We start from the raw sequence: 20,473 nt of genomic DNA on the forward strand, positions 1-20,473 counted from the left end.
TATTCTCTGGCGCCCATTGCCGGGTACCTTGGCTGGTCAATCCTGACCCAGTCTTTCCGTAGACTGGTAGGCTATCCAAATGCCAAACTCGTCACATTGTACAGATTAAACGTAGAAAGAAAACGTCTCAGTTCTGGAGCCTGGTCAAAGAGTGCAGGAACGACCTGTTGTCATAGATTTTTCCGAAGGCGTTGATCGCAAGCTGTTGAAGGCGATCGTTACGCGCTTCCTCGCCCTGAACCGTGTGCGGCTCGACCGTGCCCGTTCTGCACTGACCCTGCGCCAGCAGATCGTGCTGGACCTGCTGCCACTGGTATTCCATCTCAATCACCCGGCAATGCCCGGGTACTATGCAGGTGAATGCGCCCACGGGCTGGACAGGTACGAGCCGTCTGACCAGGCCCTGCAGGCTGCACAGCGGATTGTCCGGTCGTTCCGGCCAGGCAAGCGTACGGCGACCGCAGAACTTTCCGGGCTGTTCCTCATGGGGAGCCCGGGCTCGCTGGGCCACTCGGTGGCCAGTGACCTGGATGTCTGGGTTTGCCATCGCCCGGAGCTTCCGCCCCACCGGGTAGAGGCGCTGCGGCAGAAAGCCCTTCGTGTGACGGACTGGGCGGCCAGCTTCGGCCTGGAACTGAACCTGTTCGTGTTCAGTGCCGAGGACTTCCGTCGGGGCCGTGATACGGCGCAGGTCAGCAGTGAGGACTGTGGCAGCGCGCAGCATTTCCTGTTGCTCGATGAATTCTACCGAACCGCAATTCACCTGGGTGGGCGGTACCCGCTGTGGTGGCTGATACCGGTACACGAAGAGGGGCGCTATGAAGAGCTGACCCGGTTCCTGCAGGACAACCGGTTTGTCCGTCCGGATGAGTACCTGGATTTCGGGGCCATACCCTCGGTGCCGGAGGCCGAATTCCTGGGGGCAGGGGTCTGGCAGCTTTACAAGGGCATCGAATCGCCCTGGAAATCCCTGCTCAAGCTGTTACTGATCGAATGCTACGCCCGGGACCGGGAACATGGCCTGCTATCGGCCCGGTTCAAGGAGGCGGTCTACGAGGGGCGTTCCAGTGTGGATGAACTGGACCCCTATGTGATGCTCTACCGGCGCCTGGAGCAATGGCTGCTGGCTACGGATGCGCCGGAGCGCCTTGAGCTGGTCCGGCAGGCCCTGTACCTGAAGAGCGGCCTGCCCCTGACCCGTTCCGCCGAGGTCTCTGGCCGGTGGCAGGGGCAAATTCTCCGCTTGCTGGTCGCCGAATGGGGCTGGGACCGGGGCGCCCTTACCGGGCTGGATGAACGACATCAGTGGCGAGTGGAAAAAGTACAGGTTTTGCGCCGACGGGTGGTTTCAGAGCTGACACACAGTTACCGGCTGCTTTCCCGTATGGCCCGCCGTGGCAACGTTCGCGCCGCCATCAGTGCCATGGACCTGAACCTGCTGGGGCGAAAACTCTATGCCGCCTTTCAGCGTAAAGCCGGCAAGGTGGAACTTGTTAACCCGGGTATTGCCCCCTCTCTGGGTGAGGAAAACCTGGCCTTTTGGCACGGTGGAGGCGCCAGGGCCCCGGGTGCTGGTGAATGGCGCCTGTTCCGTGATCTGGAGGGCACAGGGGGGAAGGGCGTGAAAGGCGCCATTCATCGTGCCGGCAGCCTGGTGGAGCTGGTGTTGTGGTGCCACTGCAATGGCTTGCTGACGCCTGCCACCCGGGTCAGCGTGCGCGAGGCTGCCTCCGGCGGGGACAGCGGCGCGCAGCGGGTATCCGTCAGCGACCTGCGGAATATGGCCGGGTTTATTGGCGCCCACCTGGGCGTCCTCGCGCCGGCGCCGCGGGACGCACTGATGGCGCCGGCGGTGCCGCTGGTGCACCTGCTTTTGGTAAATGTGGGAGTGGACCCCCAGGCCAGGCTTACCGGGAGGGGATTGCACAAGCTGAGCGGCCGGCACGACTCGCTGGGCTTCAGTGGTGGGCGTGACAACCTGGTAGCCACCATTGAGCAGGTCTCCATGAACAGCTGGCACGAGGTCAACCTGCAGCGCTATGTGACCGGCGACGCCCTGGTCCAGTGCCTCAAGAATATGCTGGCCCTGCTGGCCCGCAACCCCGCCCGGCCACCTCGTGTGGAAGTCTGGTGCGCCGGTGGTTCCCATGCGACGGCCATCACCCAGCGTATCCGGGAGCTAGTGGGCGATGTGACGCGCCAGTTCTTTGCCGGCGGCACAGGGCCACACCCGCTTCGTTACCTGCTCAAGGTGGATCAGCGCTGGTTTGTGCTGCATTTTGAGGGGCAAGAACCGGGGTTTGTCGGGCTGGCCACGGATCAGGCATTGATGGACTACCTGGCCAGTCCCCTGGATACCTATTCCCCGGTGGTGCCGGATCGCTATGCCCTGCAGGAGGACCCGGCATTCCGCGAAGTGTGTCGTGCGTGCCAGCCGGACGTGGTCCAGATGTTCTGGCAGCGGGCCGGTAATTGGGTGCGTTTCTGGGTCTCGGACGAGACCGGCTCCCTTTACGGTTGGCGCCAGCGCCGCGCCGGTAATCGCCGGCAATCGCTACTGCCGTTGATGCGCTTCCTGGAGAATCTGGGGGAGCGGCGCCGGCTGCGACAGATGGCGGGAGGGAGCCGTGAAACGTCCGAGCTCTTGTGCACCGAGGTCATCCTCGAGCGGGGCGAGTGTCGCCTGGAGCGCACCCCTCTGCCGCCGGAGTCCCTGTCTGTGGGGGGTATGGAGCTGCAGGCCGTCGGTGTTCAGCAAGGCGACGGGCGCCTGGCTTTTGACCTGTTCTGTGACGACGAGGCGTTCACCGTCGAGGATTACGGCGAACGCCAGATGGGCGCTGTCGTGGATTATATCCGGCAGCAGCGTCGCAGTGCCGAGTCCTATCCGGTCTATATCACGGACCTGCACCTGCCCCACGACCTGGATCCGCAGTTGTGGCAGCAGGAGCTGCAGACCTGCCAGTACGTCTGGTATCGCCATCAACTCCAGAAAGCACTTGAGGAGGCGGGGGAGCGCTCCTGACCGTTTTCTTGCGGGTTGCCTGGTACTTCGCGGCAGGCTCGCCCTGGCGGAGGGCGGTCAGGTATACTTACCCGTTGATTTCAATGTGTGGTCGGGTCCCGTTTCAAGGGGCCGCCGCCGGACGATGCAGGAAAGTTCCGATGCCTAGAACCGCAATCTGCCTGATGGTACTGGCCCTGACTGCGGGGCTGGCCGCCGGCTGTGGCCAGAAGGGCCCGCTGGAGCGTCCCCCCGCAGAACCTGCCGCGGTAGAGTCCCTGGCCAGCGACGACACTGAAACCCGTTAACAGGACCCTTTCATGGATCAGTTCAGCTATCGTGACGGCCAGCTCTTTGCCGAGCAGGTGGCCGTGGCCGACATCGCCCGGGATTTTGGTACGCCTGCGTACGTGTACTCCCGTGCTGCTTTCGAAAATCACTATCGCGCCTATGATGAAGCGCTTGCCGGTCATGCACACCTGGTCTGCTATGCGGTCAAGGCCAACAGCAACCTGGCGGTTCTGAATGTGCTGGCCCGCCTGGGTGCCGGCTTTGATATTGTTTCCGTGGGTGAGCTGGAACGGGTTCTCCGGGCGGGCGGCGATCCGGCCCGTGTGGTCTTCTCCGGTGTGGGCAAGCAGCCCCATGAGATGCGCCGGGCACTTGAGGTGGGGGTTCGTTGTTTCAACGTGGAGTCCGACACCGAGCTGGACCGCCTCAACGAGGTGGCTGGTGAGATGGGGGTGAAGGCCCCGATTTCCCTGCGGGTCAATCCGGACGTGGATGCCGGTACCCATCCCTACATCTCCACCGGTCTGAAAGAAAACAAGTTCGGTATTGATATTGCCGAAGCTCCCCGTGTCTACGCCCGGGCAGCCGCCATGCCCCACCTGGACATCCAGGGTGTCGATTGCCATATCGGCTCCCAGCTCACCACCGTGGACCCGTTCCTGGACGCCCTGGACCGGGTGCTCGCGCTGGTTGACCGGTTGGCGGAAGATGGCATTGCCATTCGTCACCTCGACATGGGGGGAGGCCTGGGTGTGACCTACGACCAGGAACAGCCGCCGTGTCCCGGAGACTATATCCGGGCCATGCTGGAGCGAATCGGCGACCGGCCCCTGGAGCTGGTTCTTGAGCCTGGCCGCTCCATTGCTGCCAATGCGGGCATCATGCTGACCCGGGTGGAGTTCCTCAAGTGCACCGGGCACCGTAACTTTGCCATTATCGACGCCGCCATGAACGATATGATCCGGCCTGCCCTCTACAGTGCCTGGCAGGCCATCATTCCGGTACAGCCGCGCACTGACGTGGCCGAGCAGGACTGGGACCTGGTAGGGCCGGTCTGCGAGACCGGCGACTTCCTCGGCAAGGACCGTCGCCTTGCGCTGACCGCCGGTGACCTGCTGGCAGTTCGTTCTGCGGGTGCCTATGGGTTCGTGATGAGCTCCAATTACAATACCCGCAACCGGCCGCCAGAGCTTATGGTGGACGGCGACAGGGTCCATGTAATCCGCGAGCGGGAAACCCTGGACGACCAGCTTCGCCAGGAACATTGCCTGCCCGATGAGTGAGGATGCGATGACGGGAGCCAGACGCAGCCAGGGTCCGCTATTGTCGTTCACCAAGATGCATGGTCTGGGTAACGACTTTATGGTGGTGGATGCTATCAGCCAGCCGTTCCGACTGCTTCCCGAGATGATCCGGCAACTGGCGGACCGGCATTTCGGTATCGGCTTCGATCAGTTGCTGGTGGTTGAGCCGCCAGGGCTGCCTGACGTGGATTTTCGCTACCGTATCTTCAATGCCGATGGCTCCGAGGTCGAGCAGTGTGGCAACGGGGCCCGTTGCTTTGCCCGCTTTGTGCGGGACCAGCGACTGACCAATCGCCGGGTTATCCGGGTACAGACGGCCAGTGGCGTCATTGAACTGAAGGTGGGCCGTGAAGGCTGGGTAACCGTGAATATGGGCGTGCCGGAACTTAACCCCGCGGCCATACCCTTCGCTGCGGATGACCGTCAGGTGGTCTATCCCGTCGAGGTGGATGGCGAGCTTATCGAGCTGTCTGCGGTCTCCATGGGCAACCCCCACGGCGTGCTGCTGGTGGACGACGTGGATACCGCCCCGGTGGAAACCCTGGGGCCCGTGCTGGAGCGGCACCCGCGTTTTCCTGCCCGGGCCAACATCGGCTTCCTGCAGGTTATTAACCGGGGGCGGGCCCGTCTGCGGGTGTTCGAGCGGGGCGCCGGTGAAACCCTTGCCTGCGGGACAGGTGCCTGTGCGGCCGTAGTCGCCGGGCAGTTGCGGGGGGTGCTGGATAATCAGGTACGCATCACACTGCCGGGGGGAGACCTGGTCATCGAATGGCAGGGCGAAGGGGCCCCTGTTATGATGGAGGGACCGACCGCACGGGTATTTGATGGCCAGGTTCGCCTGCCTGCCGAGCCGCACCAGCGGCGCCGCAATCGTCGACCGCCGGGGCGCCAGCACGAGCGCCGGCCGCCCGGTAAGCGATAACGCGCGGTCGGCGGATACACAGTCACCGGCCCGCAAGAAGGCCGTCGCAACAACAGGGGAACCTTCAGTGGATGCAACCATGACCGCCGAGCAGGTCGCCGAGTACCTGCGGAACAATCCGGATTTCTTCGTCGGTCGGGACGAGCTGCTGCGCTCACTGACCCTGCCCCATGACAGCGGGCGTGCGATTTCGCTGGTGGAGCGACAGGTACACCTGTACCGCGAACAACGGGATACCCTCCGTCACGAACTGGTAGAGCTGGTGTCTATTGCCCGCCAGAACGACCGCCTGTTCGAGAAAAGCAAGCGCTTGCTGATGCAGGTAATCGAAGCCCGCAACCTTACCGAAATGGCGGCCGCCATCGACGACAGTATCCGCGGTGATTTCGGTCTCGATGCGGCCTCCGTCATGCTGGTAGGAGGCGAGCTGCCAGCCGGCAGTACAACCGGGGCACTGCATGTGGTGTCCGAGGCGGATGCTGAGAAAAACCTGGGGGCGCTGCTGGATGGTGACCGGGCCGTATGCGGCCAGTTCCGGGAGGCGGATCGCAACTTCCTGTTCCCGGGTCGTGATGAGCCAGTGGCATCAGTGGCACTGGTGCCGTTGCGCACCGACCGTCTGGTCGGGGTCTTTGCCATTGGCAGCTGCCAGCCCGGGTACTTTGACCAGAGTATGGGCTCGCTGTTCCTGACCTATATCAGCGATACCCTCAGTCGCCTCCTGCCCCCCATGCTCCAGCGCCACCGCCAGGTGGAGCCGCTGCTGGACGCGGTGGCCGAATCCCGCTAAAGGGGTGCGGTCGGAAGCGGCTAACCCCGGGAATCGAGCAATGACAGGCAGGGAACCACAGACTCCCCTTCCGGACACCCTGACAGAGCCGGTGGACGCCTTTCTCCATTACCTGGCGGCCGAGCGCAGGCAGTCGCCCCATACCTGCAGCGCCTATCAGCGCGACCTGAAACGACTGGCCTGCTGGCTGGCAGGCCAGGAACCGCCGTTGACCCGGTGGGAAGACCTGGTGGTGGCGGATGTGCGCCGTTATACCGCCACCCTCAACCGGGAAGGGCTGTCCGGTCGCAGTATTGCCCGGGCCCTGTCCGCTATCCGGCGTTTTTTCGATTACCTGATTCGCGAGCATCGCCTGCGCAGCAACCCGGCCCTGGATGTGCGGGCACCCCGCAGTGGCCGTCGTCTTCCGGTAGCTGCGGATGCCGACCAGCTGGGCCAGCTCCTGGACACCACGCCCGAGGACCCACTGGAGGTTCGGGACCTGGCCATGTTCGAACTGTTCTATTCCTCCGGGTTGCGGTTGTCGGAACTGACCGGGCTGAACCTGCCGGACCTTGACCTGAAGACCGGTGAAGTCCGTGTGCTGGGCAAGGGCAGCCGGGAACGGTTACTGCCCGTGGGCCGCAAGGCACAGCAAGCCGTTCGCAACTGGTTGGGGCTGCGTCCGGCCCTGGCGCCCACTGGCGAGCCTGCGCTGTTTGTCAGCCAGCGCGGCGCCCGGCTCAGTGCCCGTAGTGTCCAGCAACGCCTCGACCGGTGGGGGCAGCGTTGTGGTGCGGACCAGCACCTGCATCCCCACCTGCTGCGTCATTCCTTTGCCAGCCACCTGCTGGAGTCCAGTGGTGACCTGCGTGCGGTACAGGAACTGCTGGGCCATGCGGATATTGCCACCACCCAGGTCTATACTCACCTTGACTTTCAGCACCTGGCCCAGGTCTATGACCGGGCCCATCCCCGCGCCCGCCGCCGGCGACCAGGGGGCCAGTCGGCAACGACGGAGCCGGACACCGGGTAAGCGCCCGGGCTCTGACCCGCAAAGCGCGGGGTGACCCCATTGATCCCTTCGACAGACTGTAACCACCAGTATTCGCAAGACAGGACCACACATGACATCGCGTAACCAGCTGCCTCCCTCTGACACCGGTAACGAAGCTGAGCTTCGCTACCTGGTGGAGCGCTTGCTGGCGCGGACCAGCCTGGCTGCCCAGGGGCAGGACCGCCAGCTCGACGAACTGCTTATCGAATTGCGCCAGTACCTCCGCGGGCAGGAGCGTTTTCCGGATCATCTGCGGACGATTCAGGAGCGGCTCGACAGTGAGCTGGAGCGGCTGGATGACCTGAATGGGCAGGACCGGCGCCAAACGGCCCGTATACTGGGCCAGCTTGTGGACATTGCCGGTCGCAGCGAGTACTTCCGGGCTAGTACCGACGAGTTGAAGCGCCTGTCCCGGAAACTCGGCTCCCGGGGGGTGTCCCGTGACGAGTTGCTGCCCTGGCTGGAGTCGTTTGCCGCGGTTGCCGAGCAGGCGCTGAGCGAAACTGCCAGCACCGGGGAGCAGCGTCAGGGTTTGCTGGGGCGTCTGTTTCAGCGCGGCGGAGTGGGTTCAGGGCAGGAACCCAGTGGAGTCGATTCATCGGTCGGGGAAGGACTGGACCTGCACGGAGAGGACCAGGCACCGCTGGTGGAAGATGAGTCCTCCCAGCGCCTGAGGATCGCCCGTCGGGTCGGCGAACTGATGGGCCGGGTGATGCAGCAGGTAGAGCTACCACCGGACACGCATCGCCGGGCATCCCTGCTCCGGGCGAGGCTGTCGGATCAGCATGACTGGGCGCTGTTGCGTCAGAGCCTGGATGAAACTGCGGATCTTATCATTGCCGTGGTCAGCCACAGCCAGCGGGAATTCCAGGGCTTCCTTCAGCGCCTGGACGAGCGGCTGTCATCCCTCCATGTACACGTCGCAGACCAGACCGACGCAATCGCGGGACGCCAGTCAGCCGCACAGGCGATGGAGCAAGCCGTCCAGGATGAGCTCCGTGACCTGGGGCAGTCACTGAGCCACCACTCTGACCTGGATGAATTGCGACGCTCGGTATCAGGTCACATCGAACACATTGCCGGTACCGTTCGTGCCTACCGGGCGAGGGAGCAAGAACGGGATGGGCAGCTGGCGGACCAGGTGGAAGCCATGCGGGAGAAGCTGGTGGCCATGGAAACCCACTGTGAGCAGGTCCGTGAACAGCTTGAGCAGGAGCGGTTGAGGGCGCTGACGGATACCCTGACCCAGTTGCCGAACCGGGAGTCGTGGGATGAGCGCGTCCGGTTCGAGTATGGTCGATGGCAGCGATATGGCCATCCGGTGGCGCTGGCAATGCTGGATATCGATCATTTCAAACAGGTTAACGACTCGTTTGGCCACAAGGCCGGCGACCGCGTTATCCAGCTGGTAGCAAAAGCACTGCAGGAACGACTGAGGTCTACAGACTTTGTGGCGCGCTACGGCGGCGAAGAGTTTGTGGTGCTGTTGCCGGAAACCTCACTGGATCAGGCGGTACGGTTGATTGATAACCTGCGGGAGCATGTCGCGTCGATGCCCTTTCACTTTCAGCAGGAACCGGTAGCCGTCACATTTTCGGCCGGCGTATCTTCGTTCCGGGAGGGTAGCCCCCCTGACCACGTCTTTGACGAGGCCGACAAGGCACTCTACCGGGCCAAGTCCGGCGGACGTAACCGGGTAGCCAGCGCCAGGGAGCTGACACCCTGATGAGACTGTGGTTCTTGTTTCAGATCCTGTTAGCCCTGATGGTTTCTCAGTCAGTGTCGGCAGAGCCTGAGCAGCCGGTCAACTGGCCGGTGCTGGGTGCCGAGCAACTGGCCCTGCTCGAAGAGATCGAAGCCCTGGAAGTCGGTGTCCGAAGCGGACAGCCACCCCTGGCGTTCACCACGGCTGAAGACCGGCTTGCGGGCACCTATGTGGACTATCTGACGTTGATCGCTGCCAGGCTGCGGGTTGGCCTGGACGTGGTGCCCCTGTCCGCAGATGGGGATATCCCGGCGTGGTCTGAGTCAGATCCCGCCATTCGTGTCAGCGCCCGGCGCCCGAACGCACCAGTACCGGAAGGGTGGTTGCGAAGTCAGCCGCTCATGGAGCTGACCTATGGCATTTTTTCCGATCCGGGCGATGCCGGAATCCGCAAACTGGGTGACCTGGAGCGGCGTCGGGTGGCACTGGTGGGAAAGGATACCAACCAGTTTGCGCTCCTGGACTCGGTCAACAGCTTTACCCCGGTGCCGGTCACCTCTGTCAGTGAGGCGGTTTCCATGGTGCTCTCAGGCCGGGCCGATGCCTTTATCGGTCCGGTACCGGTGGTGGTGGATTACTTGCAGTCAGCACTTATCAATGGCGTTGCCCTGGTCGCGTTGCTGGACCAGGATCCGGTGGACCTGGTGCTGGAGGTCCGGCAGGAAAGAGAGGTATTGCTGCCAATACTCAACGAGGCCATAGCATCGATTACCCACACCGACCACCGGCGCATTCGTTCCTCCTGGTTGCCGGAAGCTGTCGTGGAGACGGAGACTTCCGATGGCCTGACCCTGAGTGTCATCGAACAGGAGTGGTTGCGCCAGAATGGTCCCTTACGGGTCGCCTACCGGGAGAACTGGCCCCCCTTTGAGTTCACGGAAAACGGTAGTGACCGCGGCCTGGTTCCTGACCTGGTGCAGCGGATGGGAGAAAACCTCGGAACACGGCTGGAAAGGCGCACGGTATCTGACTGGACCGAGGCAGAGCGTATGCTACGCAACGGCGAGATCGATCTCTTGCCGGCCCTGCCCCGGACCCCGCGCCGGGAAGAGGACTTTCTCTTTACCCGTACCTACCTGACCCTGCCCATCGTGGTGGTTATCCGGGAAGATGGCCGCTTTATCGGGGACCTGCGGGAGCTCCGTGAGGAGCGTGTCGGTGTTGTCAGTCAGCATGCGGCCCACGATTACCTGCTGATCAACCACCCGGAGCTGAACATATACCCGGTGAACACCGTGCAGGACGGCCTGCTGGCCCTATCCAACGGTGACCTTGAAGTCATGGTGACCCATATTCCGGGCGTCAGTTACACGGTGGCCGAGCTGGGGCTTTCCAATCTGCGTATTACCAGTATCACGCCCTATGAATACGAATTCCGAATGGCGGTGAACCGTAATCGCGGGGAGCTGGTGCGCATTCTCAACAAGGGACTGGGCAATATCAATACCGCGGAGAAGGACGAAATCTACAACCGCTGGGTCTACCTCGACCTGGCGCAGGACGAGGATTACACCGCCATCAAGCGGGTGGTGCTGATCGCCGTGGTGGTGGTTCTGATCTTCCTGTACTGGAACCGCAAACTGTCCCGCGAAGTGGACGAACGCATTCGATCCGAACACGCACTGCGTCGCAGCGAGGATGAATTGCGGGCGGCCAAGCTGGAAGCAGAGCGCCTTGCCCGTGAGGCGGAGGGCGCGAACCGGGCCAAGAGCGAATTCCTGGCGAACATGTCCCACGAAATACGCACCCCGATGAATGCGGTCATCGGATACAGCGACCTGCTCAGCAAGACCGTGAGCGACCCCCAGCAGAAACACTACCTGGATGCCATTCGCGCCAGCAGTCGAAGCCTGCTGATGCTGATCAACGATATCCTGGACCTGTCCCGTATCGAAGCGGGCAAAATGCGACTGGAGTTCGGCCCGGTCAGTCTGCGACGGATGTTACAGGATGTGCGCCATATCTTTGACCTGCGGGCCCGTGAGCATAGTGTCAGCCTGGAAGTCAGCGTCGAGTCGGACATGCCTGCGGGCATGGTGCTGGATGAAACCCGGCTGCGACAGGTGTTGTTCAACCTGGTGGGCAATGCCATCAAGTTCACCCACGAGGGAGGGGTAACGGTCCGTGCCTCGGTGGCCGAACTCCGGCAGGAGGGTGAGCAGGAGTTGTGCAACCTGAGTATCGCGGTGTCTGACACCGGCATTGGTATCGCCGAGGACCAGCAGGAACGGATCTTTGATGCCTTCGAACAACAGGAAGGACAGAGTAGCCGCAAGTACGGCGGTACCGGCCTGGGCCTGGCCATCAGCCGCAAGCTGGCCAGGATGATGGGCGGTGAGCTGATGGTGAAAAGCCGAGAGGGCCATGGCTCCACCTTTACCGTGTTGCTGCCGGGTGTCGCGGTGGTGCCCATGGAGGACGAGCCGGAGGAACAGCCCGAACTGAGTCAGACGCCCATGACCGAAACACTGGACATGCAGGAGCGAAGCTGGCTGAAGGAGCAGCTCAGGGAAGATTTCGGTGATGACTGGCACACCGTCAGGGAGAGTGGTGACCCGGAGCAGATGCGATACTTCGCAGCGCAGGTGTTGAGCTGGGGCCAGCGTTACCGGTCCCGGGCCGTGACCCGTTACGCCGAGAAGCTGATGGCTGATGTCGATGCCTTCAACCTGGATGCCATCAACCATGCGCTGGAAGCCTTCCCGGACCTGCTTGGCAGTGAGCCCACTTCGAATCGGTAGCCAAGGAGCGGGTCAGGGCAGGCAGTCATACTGGTAGTGGCGGTCGAAGGCCACAGACACCATGTCATAACCCTGTCGGGACAGGTCACGGACCAGGTCTGTATTGGTCAGCAGGGTCCTGCAGATCCGGTGCACCTGGGCGATCTGCTGCTCGCGACTGTCATCACCCTTGCTGCGGAAGTCCACGATCAGGTATTTCCGGTCGATACCGGAGGTCACCGGAATATCCTCCCGCTCCACGCTGTCGAAGCCAATGTAGGTGAGCTCATTGTGAGGAAACAACCGGGTCATCAGCAGGTCGATATTCTCGGCACTGGCAGGTCCTGCAATAATGCCGCATAACATCGCGACCAGGATGACGGGAAATGAATGGCGGACCATCCGGGGGATCTCCTCTCGGGATACGTTTCGTTACACTCTGTTACGCAATTATTGCAGAAGCGGCCCGGCGGTGCTGATGACTTTGCGTGCATTTTTCAAGTTTTTACAAATTTCTCCCGGATTTTCGAAGGTATCGCGGCTTGGGGTGAGCATGCCGTGACTGGATCCTGGCAGCTGGTGTCGTTTCCGGGACATGCGCTTTTAGGCGACGGGCGCTAGACTACAGGTCGTTACGGAAATTGAAAGGAACAACCATGTTTCAACTGATTTTCCGGGGTGAATGCCAGCCCGGCACCGACGTACAAACAGCTCGGAATAACGCGCGCACCCTGTTCAAGGCGTCCGTGGAGCAGGTCGACCGGATGTTCAGCGGTCGCCCGGTGGTTATCAGGAACCGGCTGGAGCAGGACCAGGCGGAGAAGTACCGCTCAGTACTTGCCCGCCATGGCATGGTGGCCTATGTGGAGCCGATGGAAACACCGGAACCCCGGGCCCGGTCAAACGTGCCCGCAGCCTCCGCGACCCCGGAACAGGCTGCTGTAAAGGCATCGCCCCGCGGGGGTTCTGGACCTCAGATCGAACCCGGTGACCGCTTACGGGTCGCCGGAGAGAAAGCCGATGAAGTACTGGCCGGGTCCAGCCTTGGCCTGGATCCGGTCGGTACCCGCCTGGCGGTGGAAAGGGACGTGCCGCACCCGGTGTTCGAACACCTGGATGAATGGACCATCGCACCGGCTGGCACCGATCTGGGGGTAGAGCGAGAGGTGCCGCCGCCGGTGGTACCTGACGTGAGTCATCTGTCACTGGCGGACGAGCCGGAATCCGGGAAGCAATAAGCCGTGGGCCCCGGGCGGTTCATCGGACCATGCTGCCAGGCGTCTGCTCCAGGCTGCCGCGCCGATTTCCGGGGTTACAGCAGCGGCGCCATTAGCCGGACAGAGCGACAGGCCAGGCGGAACAGCAGTGAGCGGTCCTCATAGTCTGCCCGCTCCAGGGTCCGGCTGGTGGCCAGGTCCGCTTCCAGCATGGTTTGCACGTCCTGTACAAAGTCCGGCGCCGTAGACAGTGCCGTGATTTCGAAATTCAGCCGCATGGAACGGTTGTCCAGGTTGGCAGTACCCACCGCCGCATAGCGGTCATCCACCAGCACGGCCTTCTGGTGCATGAAGCCGGCATGGTACTGGCAGATCCGGATGCCGCACTCATTGGCATTCACCAGGTAGGAATAGGCCGCCAGGCCGATCAGCACATGGTCGGGCTTTTCCGGGATCAGGATTCGTACGTCCACCCCCCGCATGGCCGCCAGCTGCAGCGCATTCATCACCTGCACATCCGGTACGAAGTAGGGTGAGGCGATCCACAGCCGTTCACGGGCATTGTTGATACAGTTGAGGAAAAACAGGGTGCAGGTTTCCCAGCGATCTGCCGGGCTGCTTGGCAGGATCAGCACCTGCTGGTCGCCCCTGTCGGGCGTGGAGGGTTGCCAGTTCAGTTCCGGACTGTCCCCGGCCGCCCAGTGCCAGTCCTCCAGCCACGCCAGTTGCAGCCCCAGGGCAGCGGGACCTTCTATGCGACAGTGAGTGTCCCGCCAGGGTTCGGCGTCCATGTCGGTCCCCAGGTACTCGTCACCGAGGTTGATTCCACCGACAAAGCCAACGCTGCCATCGCAGACCAGGATCTTGCGGTGATTGCGAAAATTGATCTGCAGGCGCCGCCGGCGCACATTGCCATCGCCGAAGGATGCCACCCGGCCGCCTGCCCGCTTCAGTGCTTTCAGGTAGCGGCCCGGGAGCCAGATGCTGCCGATATCGTCGTAGAGGAAGTAGACCCTTACGCCCTGTGCCAGCTTGCGCTTGAGGATATGCAGGATACGGTTGCCGACCCGGTCTGAACGGACAATGTAGAACTCCAGCAGGATATAGTCCGTGGCATTTTCCATGGCCTCGAACAGGGCCTCGAACGTGGCGTCGCCGTTGCGCAGTAATGTGCAGGCATTTCCTCCCGTAAACGGCTGCCGTCCCAGGGTGGCCAGGACATTCAGTTCGTCCACGGTGCTGTCGTCGTTGGTGCAGGGCAGGCGCTCGGCCTGTCGCTCGTACTGGGCCAGAAGTGGCTCGAGGGTGCGGTCATTGAGCCGCCTGGCCCGCACGTAGCCGGAGAAACGGTTACGGCCAAGCAACAGGAACAGCGGCACCGCAATCCACGGCAGGCCGATCAGACTGATGATCCAGGCGATAGCTCCCTGTGCAGTGCGGTAGCTGAGCAACACGCGATACACGCAGAACAGGGCAGTCAGGTAGAGCCCGGTGATGGCGATGGCCAGCAGCGAAAAATCCGGCATGTGCTGTACTCTTGCAAACAGACCCTGCAACAATAGCAAACCCGGGCACTTCAAAGTATGGCGGCAGTATCATGGTTTCCCGCCGGGGGTCCGGTTAAACAAAAAACAGGAACAGCGAGGTATTCATGAGCGTCAGGTTACATCGTCGGATTACGGGTGAAGGCAAGCCCCTGCTATTGCTGCACGGGCTGTTCGGTTCCCTTGAGAACCTCGGGGGCGTGAACCAGCGGCTGCAGGATAACTGGGAAATCCACGGCCTGGACCTACGCAACCATGGTCGCTCCACCCATACCGATAGCATGGACTATCCTGCAATGGCTGAGGATGTGATTGCCTATATGGATGAACAGGGCCTGGAACGGGCCAGTTTCCTGGGGCACTCCATGGGCGGTAAGACCGCCATGCAGGTGGCCCTGAGCTATCTGGACCGGGTGGAGAAGGTGATTGTTGCGGATATCGCCCCGGTAACCTACCACCCTCGCCACGATGCCATCCTCGAAGGTATGAAAAGCCTTGACCTGTCAGCGGTTTCAACCCGCGGCGAGGCAGATGAAGCACTGCAGCAATACGTGGAAGTGCAGGAAGTCCGCATGTTCCTGCTGAAAAACCTGGTGCGTGTACCGGAAGAAGAGAAAGCCGATAACCCGAACGTGTTCCGCTGGCGCCTGAACCTGCCGGTGATCGAGGCCTGTTACCAGAACCTGGCCGACGCACCGGACGGAGACGGTCCGTTTGACGGACCGGTACTCTTTATCAAGGGTGCCGATTCCGCCTACATCCAGCGCAAGCACCGGGACCGCATTGATACCCTGTTTCCGCAGGCAAGCATCGAGGAAATCCAGGGTACCGACCATTGGCTTCACGCGGAGAAGCCCGATGAGTTTGCCCGCCTCTGCCGCGAATTCCTGGAAGGCTGAGCCGGGCTGCCGTTCGCGCACCAGGCACACAGTACGGGACCCTTTTTATGAAATGGCTGCTGATACTGCTGTTGATTGTCTTCGTAGTGCTTGGCGGGTTTCTGCTGAGTCCCTCGCCAATCGACAGCCGGGTCTGGCAGGCGCCTTCTGCCCCCTCCATGCAGGGGCCCCTGGCCCCCAACGAGCGGTTGCGCCTGTCGGATCTCCTGGCCAGGGGACAGCTGGAACAACCGGAAGATACCGCTATGGATGCCGGCGGCAGGATCTACACCGGTACGGCGGATGGCTGGATTGTTCGCCTGGAAGAGGGGGGAGAGCCCCGGCGCTGGAAAGAAACCGGTGGCCGGCCCCTCGGGCTGGACTTTGACCGGCAGGGCAACCTGATTGTGGCCGATGCTGAGCGGGGGCTGCTGTCCATCAGTCCCCAGGGCGATCTCCGTGTACTCAGCCGTGAGGCTGAAGGGCTGCCGTTCCGGCTGGCGGACGGGGTTGATGTGGGGCCGGACGGCAACATCTATTTCACCGACGCCAGCACCCGGCACCGGCTGGCAGACCACCAGCTTGACCTGCTGGCAATGCGCCCCAATGGTCGCCTGCTACGCTATAGCCCGCGTACCGGCGAGACCACGGTGTTGTTGAGGAATCTCTACTTCGCCAACGGCGTAGTGGCTTCACCCGACGGCGATTTCCTGCTGGTGGCGGAAACACCCCGTTATCGCATACTGCGATACTGGCTCACCGGCCCGGAGCGTGGTCGGGCGGAAGTATTCGCTGACAACCTGCCGGGCTTTCCGGATAACCTCGACGTGGATGATGCCGGGCGTTACTGGGTTGCCATGCCAGCCCTGCGCCGGCCTTCACTGGACTTTTTGCACCGCCACGCCTGGCTGAAGAACCTGGTGGCCCGACTACCCCCCTGGCTGCGCCCGGGCCCGGGTGAATACGGCCTTGTCGTGGCCCTGAACAGTGACGGGGGCATAGTCACCAGCGTACAGGATACCCGGGGAGACTATCTGTGGGGGCTCACCTCCGCCCGGGTTCATGGTGATGACCTGTACTTTGGCAGCCTGTATACCGATCGTCTCGGGCGACTGCCCCTGAAAGCGATTCCCGGGATGGGCGAGGGCAATGAGCCGCGTCCCGCAGACCGGTAAGCCCGTAACCGACCGAACAGTGTAAGGAGCAATGGCTTGAAAGAAGACCACCAGGGCGGGTTCCAGGACTGGGACCTGCCGGACCCCTTCACCCTGGACATCCAGGTGCGTCCGCAAGACACCGACCGTCTGGGCCACGCCAATAACGTGGTGTACGTGCGTTGGCTTGAAGACATCAGCTGGGCCCATATCGAAAGCGAAGGCATGACCTGGGCCCTGCATGAACAAACCGGCAAGGCCATGGCCATTACCCGGACAGAGATCGACTACCTGGCCGCGGCGAATGCCGGTGACCAACTTGTGCTGGCCACCTGGTTTACCGACTTTGACAATCGCATCCGCTCGGCCCGGCAGTTCCAGCTGGTGCGTACGGCGGACAGCAAGACCCTGATGCGGGCTATTTCGACCCATGCCTGTGTCAATATGCAATCCCAGCGCCCGGCACGGGTACCAGCAGAGTTTGCTGAAATCTTCCGCCGTATCCGCGTTGAGGGCGGTTTCAAGTTGTAGCGGTTAGCGCTCCATCGATAGATGCAGGGCCTTTGCTCAGTCGCTCAGCCCCAGGCACGAAGGACTGCTAAACTGATCAGTCACCATATCCAGTATCCGGTATGGTGGTGTTCATCGGGGAGAAAGTCATGGAACAAAACGAGGTATCCACCATGAAACGCCTGGTCTACAGGGAATTCGGTGAGCCGGAGGTGCTTGAGGTGGCAGAGGCCGAGGTGCCCGAGCCGGGCCCCGAAGACGTCCTGGTCCGGGTCCGGGCCGCGGGGCTCAATCCCATTGACTGGAAAACCCGTCGCGGGCTGGGCTTTGCGGCCCGCCAGATCAGCGACCGGCTGCCGTGGACCCCTGGCTACGACATGGCCGGTGAAGTGGTGGCCGTGGGGGACAAGGTAGACACACTGGTCCCCGGAGACCGGGTGCTGGGTATGGTCGGCTTTCCCTTGCAGGGTGGTGCCTGTGCCCAGTTCCTGACGGCACCCGCCGCAGAGCTTGCCATCGTGCCGGAAGAGCTGGATATACTGGCGGCTGGTGGCCTGCCGCTGGCGGGCCTGACCGCCTGGCAGGCCCTGTTCGATATCGGCGAGCTGGAACCCGGCCAGAAAGTGCTGATCCATGCAGGTGCCGGTGGTGTCGGGCACCTGGCGGTTCAGTTTGCCCTGGTGCGGGGTGCCCATGTGATCGCCACCGCCTCTGCCGACAACCGGGACTTCCTCGCCGGGCTCGGCGTGCATGAGGTTATCGACTATCACCAGGTGGACTTTGTCGACGAGTGCTATGGCCTCGACCTGGTGCTGGATCTGGTCGGGGGCGATACGGGCAAGCGGTCCCTGCATACCCTGAGCGAGCACGGGGTGCTGGTGACTATCCCTACCATTACCGCCGATGAGATCGTCAGTGAGGCGGAGCGCATGGGCCTGAAGGCCCATGGCATGACGGTGCGTCCGGACGTATTCCAGCTGGAGGAAATCCTCGAGCTGATCGAGGACGGTGATGTAAGGATACATGTGGACGGGGTATTTGCCCTGGCCGATGCCCCTGCGGGCCACCAGCTTTTAGAAGGAGGGCATGTAAGGGGCAAGCTGGTGCTGGACCTTCAGGGCGATTAGCGGTCTTTCGTCGCCTTGCGGGCGATGCGGTTAACCAGCCGGGAGGCGGCGATAAATCCGAAGCTGGCGGTGACCGGTGAAGCCGCGCCGAACCCGGTGGCACAGTCCAGCCTGACCGGGCCAGCGGTGTCCGGTTTCTGGTGGCACACTTCGCCGTCCGCTGCCGGGTAGATCAGCTGCTCGGTAGAGTAAACGGCTTCAATTCCGAAGCGGCGTTTCGGGTTCCGGGAGAAGCCGTACTCCCTTCGTAGCAGGTTGCGGATCTTGGCCAGCAACGGGTCCTGGGTGGTCCGGCTCAGGTCCGCGACTTCGATTTTCGTGGGGTCAAGCTGGCCGCCGGCACCGCCCGCTACGACCAGGGGAATCTTCCTGCGCTGGCAGTGGGCAATCAGGGCCGCCTTGGATTTGACGCTGTCGATGGCGTCCACCACGCCGTCCATCTCTTCCGTGATCAGCTCTGCGACATTCTTCGCGGTCACAAAGCCGAAATGCACCCGAATGTCCGCCTGGGGGTTAATGGCCCGCAGACGTTCTGCCATTACGTCGGTCTTGGTGCGGCCATACTGTCCTTCCAGCGCATGGAGCTGGCGGTTGGTGTTGGACACGCACACATCGTCCATATCGATCAGGGTAATGGTGCCGATACCGGTGCGGGCCAGCGCCTCGGCGGCCCAGGAGCCCACGCCGCCAAGACCCGCGACGGCAACATGGGACTGGCGGAAGGCCAGGCTGGCGCGGCGGCCGTAGAGCCGCTCGATACCGCCAAAGCGGAAAGCGTAGTCGTCACTGCTCATGGAACTGCCATATCAGAAGAGGTCGTAAGGCTGGCTATTCTACAGCAAGGGGCAGGCGGGGTGAGAGGGGGATTGCACGGACCCGGTCGGCAGGTGTCCGACCGGGAGCCGCAGGGGCAATCAGCGCATAAAGGGATTCAACAGACGACCGAAGGTACCCGTGAGCTTCAGTGGGGCGCTCAGCACGGACAGGGTAATGCAGTCCTCGCCTTCGAGGGCGACGGGCTTGTGCTCATCCTCCTGTCCCAGCATCACGAAATCCCACTGGTTGAACACGCCCTTGTTGTCGGAAAAGGCGCCCTGGAGCACGACAGTGGTTTCCTCTCCCCGGTGCGTATGGGCGGGAGCCTTGCCACCAGCACACAGCTTCTGAAGAACCACCCGGTCCTGCTGGCCCGGGAAGCGGTCAGTGATATCCAGCACGCTGACGTCCTTCAGTTGCCGTTTCCACGGTAAACCGTCCAGGTCGTCACCCAGTAGCTTACTCAGAGGGCTGCGGTGAACCCTGGGAGTTACCGTCTCGGGTGCCGGTTCGCTGTCGATGCGCGCCAGGATGCTGTCGAAGGTAGAGGCTTCGACGGCCACCTGCGACTGCTGCTCCATCATCACAGCGCCCAGGCTTTCCAGGGAATCTACCCGGCTGCGGCAGTGGCCGCACTTATCCAGGTGAAGCCGGATGCACAGGGCATGGGGCTCACTCAGGTTGCCGGCGCTGTATTCCATCAGCATCAGGCTGTCGGGGTGGTGACGGGTCATACGTTCTGATCCTGCAAAATTACCTTGAGCTTGTTGAGCGCCAGACGAACCCGGCTCTTGACGGTGCCGAGGGGGATCTGCAGCTCGTCAGCTACCATCTGGTGGGACTTGTGTTCCATGTAGACCTTGGCAATCACAGTGGTCTGTTCTTCCGGCAGGTGCCGGAGGGATTCCCGCACCCGGCGTTCGGACATCAGCCGGTGCAGAGAGGTTACCGGCTCATCTTCGTTTTCGCCGGGAATCTGCCACAAATCCTCGGTTTCCACCTGCATCTCGGCGCTGGTGCGCTGCATCTTGCGCAACATATCGATGCGCTGGTTTCGGGCAATGGTGAAAATCCAGGTGGAGGCGGCCGCCTTGCGCCAGTCATACAGGCAGGAACGACGCCAGATAGAGACGAATACCTCCTGGACCAGCTCCTCGGCATGGCTCGACATGCCATTGGCCATGGCGTAGTACTTGATCTGGGGGGCGAAGTGCTCGAACAGCGCGTGGTACGCCTGCCGGTCCTGGTTCTTGCCGACCTTCTCGAGCAGCTGGCTCCAGGGGTCTTTTCGCCCTTCGGCCCGTGAGGGCTTCTGGTCCAGTGTGGTCACTGGGCGCTCCTTGACAGCGACATGAGCTGAGATGTTATTCGTCATGATTGTAGCACTCGTCCTGC

The 20,473-nt window shown here is 62.3% G+C and carries 18 protein-coding genes; 13 read left to right on the forward strand and 5 right to left on the reverse strand.

Annotated features, from left to right (window positions below; genetic code table 11):
* Nucleotides 1–151 precede the first annotated feature (151 nt).
* The 8 genes from MLC59_RS10120 (at nt 152) to MLC59_RS10155 (ending at nt 11,853) form a co-directional block, all read left to right on the forward strand.
* Nucleotides 152–3,025, forward strand: coding sequence for a class I adenylate cyclase domain-containing protein (locus MLC59_RS10120; RefSeq protein ID WP_248233952.1), 2,874 nt, complete (start codon nt 152–154; stop codon nt 3,023–3,025).
* A 140-nt stretch (nt 3,026–3,165) separates the two neighbouring features.
* Complete coding sequence (lptM, locus tag MLC59_RS10125; RefSeq protein ID WP_248233954.1) at nt 3,166–3,312, forward strand: LPS translocon maturation chaperone LptM; 147 nt, start codon at nt 3,166–3,168, stop codon at nt 3,310–3,312.
* Between the two features lie 12 nt (nt 3,313–3,324).
* Nucleotides 3,325–4,578: a diaminopimelate decarboxylase gene (gene lysA / locus MLC59_RS10130; RefSeq protein ID WP_248233956.1), complete on the forward strand. Its 1,254-nt coding sequence runs from the start codon at nt 3,325–3,327 to the stop codon at nt 4,576–4,578.
* 7 nt (nt 4,579–4,585) lie between these two features.
* Nucleotides 4,586–5,521 (forward strand): diaminopimelate epimerase, encoded by a 936-nt coding sequence (gene dapF, locus MLC59_RS10135; RefSeq protein ID WP_248233958.1) that lies wholly within the window; start codon nt 4,586–4,588, stop codon nt 5,519–5,521.
* A 79-nt stretch (nt 5,522–5,600) separates the two neighbouring features.
* The gene (locus tag MLC59_RS10140) at nt 5,601–6,311 is read left to right on the forward strand and encodes a DUF484 family protein (protein WP_248233961.1); all 711 of its coding nucleotides are present in this window, start codon (nt 5,601–5,603) and stop codon (nt 6,309–6,311) included.
* Between the two features lie 40 nt (nt 6,312–6,351).
* Nucleotides 6,352–7,326 (forward strand): tyrosine recombinase XerC, encoded by a 975-nt coding sequence (gene xerC / locus MLC59_RS10145; protein WP_248233963.1) that lies wholly within the window; start codon nt 6,352–6,354, stop codon nt 7,324–7,326.
* 91 nt (nt 7,327–7,417) lie between these two features.
* Nucleotides 7,418–9,073: a diguanylate cyclase gene (locus tag MLC59_RS10150; RefSeq protein ID WP_248233965.1), complete on the forward strand. Its 1,656-nt coding sequence runs from the start codon at nt 7,418–7,420 to the stop codon at nt 9,071–9,073.
* Nucleotides 9,073–11,853, forward strand: a complete 2,781-nt coding sequence (locus tag MLC59_RS10155; protein ID WP_248233967.1) for an ATP-binding protein — start codon at nt 9,073–9,075, stop codon at nt 11,851–11,853. Before MLC59_RS10150 ends, MLC59_RS10155 begins: the two co-directional genes overlap by 1 nt.
* A 12-nt stretch (nt 11,854–11,865) precedes the next feature.
* On the opposite strand, the gene MLC59_RS10160 is transcribed toward MLC59_RS10155, so the two are convergent.
* The gene (locus MLC59_RS10160; RefSeq protein ID WP_248233970.1) at nt 11,866–12,234 is read right to left on the reverse strand and encodes a phosphoribosylformylglycinamidine synthase subunit PurS; all 369 of its coding nucleotides are present in this window, start codon (nt 12,232–12,234) and stop codon (nt 11,866–11,868) included.
* 254 nt (nt 12,235–12,488) lie between these two features.
* On the opposite strand from MLC59_RS10160, the gene MLC59_RS10165 reads away from it, so the two are divergent.
* Entirely contained in the window at nt 12,489–13,070 is a 582-nt protein-coding gene (locus MLC59_RS10165; RefSeq protein WP_248233972.1) for an SRPBCC family protein, read from the forward strand.
* Between the two features lie 74 nt (nt 13,071–13,144).
* Here the strand turns inward: MLC59_RS10165 and cls are convergent, their stop codons facing one another.
* A complete protein-coding gene (gene cls, locus MLC59_RS10170; protein ID WP_248233974.1) occupies nt 13,145–14,575 on the reverse strand; it encodes a cardiolipin synthase in 1,431 nt (476 codons plus the stop codon).
* 125 nt (nt 14,576–14,700) lie between these two features.
* On the opposite strand from cls, the gene MLC59_RS10175 reads away from it, so the two are divergent.
* From MLC59_RS10175 to MLC59_RS10190, 4 genes are all read left to right on the forward strand, one after another.
* A complete protein-coding gene (locus MLC59_RS10175) occupies nt 14,701–15,492 on the forward strand; it encodes an alpha/beta fold hydrolase (protein WP_248233975.1) in 792 nt (263 codons plus the stop codon).
* Nucleotides 15,493–15,539: 47 nt separating this feature from the next.
* A complete protein-coding gene (locus MLC59_RS10180; RefSeq protein WP_248233977.1) occupies nt 15,540–16,646 on the forward strand; it encodes an SMP-30/gluconolactonase/LRE family protein in 1,107 nt (368 codons plus the stop codon).
* 36 nt (nt 16,647–16,682) lie between these two features.
* A complete protein-coding gene (locus MLC59_RS10185) occupies nt 16,683–17,156 on the forward strand; it encodes an acyl-CoA thioesterase (RefSeq protein ID WP_248233979.1) in 474 nt (157 codons plus the stop codon).
* A gap of 128 nt (nt 17,157–17,284) precedes the next feature.
* The gene (locus MLC59_RS10190; protein WP_248233980.1) at nt 17,285–18,262 is read left to right on the forward strand and encodes an NADP-dependent oxidoreductase; all 978 of its coding nucleotides are present in this window, start codon (nt 17,285–17,287) and stop codon (nt 18,260–18,262) included.
* Here MLC59_RS10190 and tcdA read toward each other — a convergent pair.
* The 3 genes from tcdA to MLC59_RS10205 all read right to left on the reverse strand — a co-directional run bounded on the left by tcdA (nt 18,259) and on the right by MLC59_RS10205 (nt 20,408).
* Nucleotides 18,259–19,056, reverse strand: coding sequence for a tRNA cyclic N6-threonylcarbamoyladenosine(37) synthase TcdA (gene tcdA / locus MLC59_RS10195; RefSeq protein ID WP_248233983.1), 798 nt, complete (start codon nt 19,054–19,056; stop codon nt 18,259–18,261). The two genes, MLC59_RS10190 and tcdA, sit on opposite strands and share 4 nt — an antisense overlap.
* Nucleotides 19,057–19,176: 120 nt before the next feature.
* A complete protein-coding gene (locus tag MLC59_RS10200; RefSeq protein ID WP_248233984.1) occupies nt 19,177–19,812 on the reverse strand; it encodes a ChrR family anti-sigma-E factor in 636 nt (211 codons plus the stop codon).
* Nucleotides 19,809–20,408 carry a sigma-70 family RNA polymerase sigma factor gene (locus MLC59_RS10205; RefSeq protein WP_248233986.1) on the reverse strand — a complete coding sequence of 200 codons (600 nt, stop codon included), beginning with the start codon at nt 20,406–20,408 and terminating at the stop codon, nt 19,809–19,811. The genes MLC59_RS10200 and MLC59_RS10205 overlap by 4 nt, the downstream gene beginning before the upstream one ends.
* Nucleotides 20,409–20,473 lie beyond the last annotated feature (65 nt).

The organism is Marinobacter bryozoorum (genome assembly GCF_023156245.1).
Taxonomy (GTDB): domain Bacteria; phylum Pseudomonadota; class Gammaproteobacteria; order Pseudomonadales; family Oleiphilaceae; genus Marinobacter; species Marinobacter bryozoorum.

Excerpts from the sequence above, each read along its gene's own strand:
- MLC59_RS10190 (WP_248233980.1), top strand. The coding sequence starts at position 17,285 with ATGGAACAAAACGAGGTATCCACCATGAAACGCCTGGTCTACAGGGAA.
- lysA (WP_248233956.1), top strand. The coding sequence starts at position 3,325 with ATGGATCAGTTCAGCTATCGTGACGGCCAGCTCTTTGCCGAGCAGGTG.
- tcdA (WP_248233983.1), bottom strand. The coding sequence starts at position 19,056 with ATGAGCAGTGACGACTACGCTTTCCGCTTTGGCGGTATCGAGCGGCTC.
- xerC (WP_248233963.1), top strand. The coding sequence starts at position 6,352 with ATGACAGGCAGGGAACCACAGACTCCCCTTCCGGACACCCTGACAGAG.
- MLC59_RS10150 (WP_248233965.1), top strand. The coding sequence starts at position 7,418 with ATGACATCGCGTAACCAGCTGCCTCCCTCTGACACCGGTAACGAAGCT.
- MLC59_RS10175 (WP_248233975.1), top strand. The coding sequence starts at position 14,701 with ATGAGCGTCAGGTTACATCGTCGGATTACGGGTGAAGGCAAGCCCCTG.
- MLC59_RS10160 (WP_248233970.1), bottom strand. The coding sequence starts at position 12,234 with ATGGTCCGCCATTCATTTCCCGTCATCCTGGTCGCGATGTTATGCGGC.
- lptM (WP_248233954.1), top strand. The coding sequence starts at position 3,166 with ATGCCTAGAACCGCAATCTGCCTGATGGTACTGGCCCTGACTGCGGGG.
- cls (WP_248233974.1), bottom strand. The coding sequence starts at position 14,575 with ATGCCGGATTTTTCGCTGCTGGCCATCGCCATCACCGGGCTCTACCTG.
- MLC59_RS10200 (WP_248233984.1), bottom strand. The coding sequence starts at position 19,812 with ATGACCCGTCACCACCCCGACAGCCTGATGCTGATGGAATACAGCGCC.
- MLC59_RS10155 (WP_248233967.1), top strand. The coding sequence starts at position 9,073 with ATGAGACTGTGGTTCTTGTTTCAGATCCTGTTAGCCCTGATGGTTTCT.
- dapF (WP_248233958.1), top strand. The coding sequence starts at position 4,586 with ATGACGGGAGCCAGACGCAGCCAGGGTCCGCTATTGTCGTTCACCAAG.
- MLC59_RS10165 (WP_248233972.1), top strand. The coding sequence starts at position 12,489 with ATGTTTCAACTGATTTTCCGGGGTGAATGCCAGCCCGGCACCGACGTA.
- MLC59_RS10140 (WP_248233961.1), top strand. The coding sequence starts at position 5,601 with ATGACCGCCGAGCAGGTCGCCGAGTACCTGCGGAACAATCCGGATTTC.
- MLC59_RS10180 (WP_248233977.1), top strand. The coding sequence starts at position 15,540 with ATGAAATGGCTGCTGATACTGCTGTTGATTGTCTTCGTAGTGCTTGGC.